This window comes from Vibrio sp. 10N.222.46.A1, from assembly GCF_041473595.1.
Taxonomy (GTDB): domain Bacteria; phylum Pseudomonadota; class Gammaproteobacteria; order Enterobacterales; family Vibrionaceae; genus Vibrio; species Vibrio tasmaniensis_A.
The window spans coordinates 1-1572 of the sequence record NZ_JBFRSN010000775.1; the positions used below are offsets into that span (position 1 = coordinate 1).

Here is a 1572-nt window from a genome sequence, read left to right on the forward strand (position 1 = left end):
AGTCTTATTTGAGAGTCAGGAATAATGGCTTCAACCGTGTGTTCGATAGCACTCAACGGGCAGCTTTTTGAAAGGTATTCATTGGGTGTCGAGGTTGAAAAGTCTTGCTCTAGGTATTTTGGAGCGGTTTGAGAGTTCACCCAGCGCGCTTCTAATTGAATCGGTGTGTTGTCAGCAAAGTGGATGATTTCACTATAGAATACTTCGGCATTGATCATCACACCTAGCCGTGTAGCCGTGCTTTCATCAGCCTTGATGCTCTTGTGTTTGATAACTTGGCTAGTATACGTTTGGCCACGGTCTTTGATCTCTTGCGCGATGTTGTTGATATCAAGCAGAGGAGATTGCGCTTTTTCGTCAGGCTCACAAACAAAAGTGCCCAGTCTTGGCTTCCTGATGAGCTTGCCTTCAGACACCAGATCTCGAATGGCTTTATTCACCGTCATTCTGCTCACATTGAACTGCTCGGTGAGTTCGAGTTCTGTGGTTATCTGGTAACCCACTGGCCAGTGACCACTGGTGATATTGTCGTCTATGAACTGTTTTATCTGAAGGTAGAGCGGCGCTTTCGACATAATGAAACCTTATTTGACTATACAAATAGAGTAACGGAATTTTTCACGATTTCAACATTTCCTCGGGCAATGTGACCTTATTCAACATAGATGGGGCAAATTGCTTGATTCTGTGAGGCAAGTGTCGCAAATTGTCACGCAATAACTATTCGTAAATCAGATAATTAGAAAGGGAAATAATATGTTTAAGAAATTAAAGGCCTCCTTGGGCATCGGTGCAGCAAAAGTTGATACCGTCTTAGATAATATTGAAGTTTTCCAAGGTGGAGAGTTGTCTGGCAATGTTCACATTGTTGGCGGCGACGTTGAGCAACAAATCGACCTGATCAACTTGGTTCTCAACACAGAAGTAAAAGTCGAAACGGAAGGTAGCACCAGCTACGAAACATTTTCGTTAGGTCGTATTCAAGCCGTAGAGCCTTTCGTGATCCAACCGGGTGAAACCAAATTGGTGCCATTCCGTCTTAAGTTAAATGATGAAACGCCAGTCACCGCGTTGAACGCGCAAATGAATCAGTGTCATGTGTGGGTTGAAACCAACCTAGATATCGGCTTTGCGATTGATCCTAAAGACCGCGACTTCATCTCCGTACACCCATTGCCAACAGTTGCTAAAATCATCCAAGGCGTGGAAGCATCGGGAATGGCAATGGTGAAAGCAGACGTAGAGAAGGGCTTCTTGAAAGGCAACAGCTTTACTTCTCGCTCTGGCTGTTACCAAGAGATTGAATTTCGTAGCGGCGGTTTCATGAATAACAAAGAGATCGAGCTATCATTCATCGTTGAAGGCTCAATGGTTCACTGCTTAGCAGAAATCGATCGCTCAATGAGCTTCCGTGGCGACCAATACATCTCATTCAGCATGCCTGCAAACGCGGCCGATTCTGACATTCGCAACGCAGTCTCAAGAATCATGAGTGCGTAGTCGGTCTCTGTTAGTAGTCATTCTGTCTATTAATAGAGAGACGGTAATACGATTTCTAAAGCCGAACTTAAC

General features: G+C 44.5%; 2 protein-coding genes. One reads left to right on the forward strand and one right to left on the reverse strand.

Features of this window, described 5'->3' with window-relative positions; translation table 11 throughout:
• The coding region (locus AB4496_RS19945; RefSeq protein WP_372131716.1) for a UTRA domain-containing protein at nt 1-575 on the reverse strand (575 nt) is incomplete at its 3' end.
• Between the two features lie 181 nt (nt 576-756).
• Here AB4496_RS19945 and AB4496_RS19950 point away from each other — a divergent pair.
• Nucleotides 757-1500, forward strand: coding sequence for a sporulation protein (locus AB4496_RS19950; RefSeq protein ID WP_009846495.1), 744 nt, complete (start codon nt 757-759; stop codon nt 1498-1500).
• The last annotated feature ends 72 nt before the right edge of the window (nt 1501-1572 follow it).

What these genes read in the sequence shown, in the direction of transcription:
- AB4496_RS19950 (WP_009846495.1), top strand. Translation starts at nt 757, where the DNA reads ATGTTTAAGAAATTAAAGGCCTCCTTGGGCATCGGTGCAGCAAAAGTT.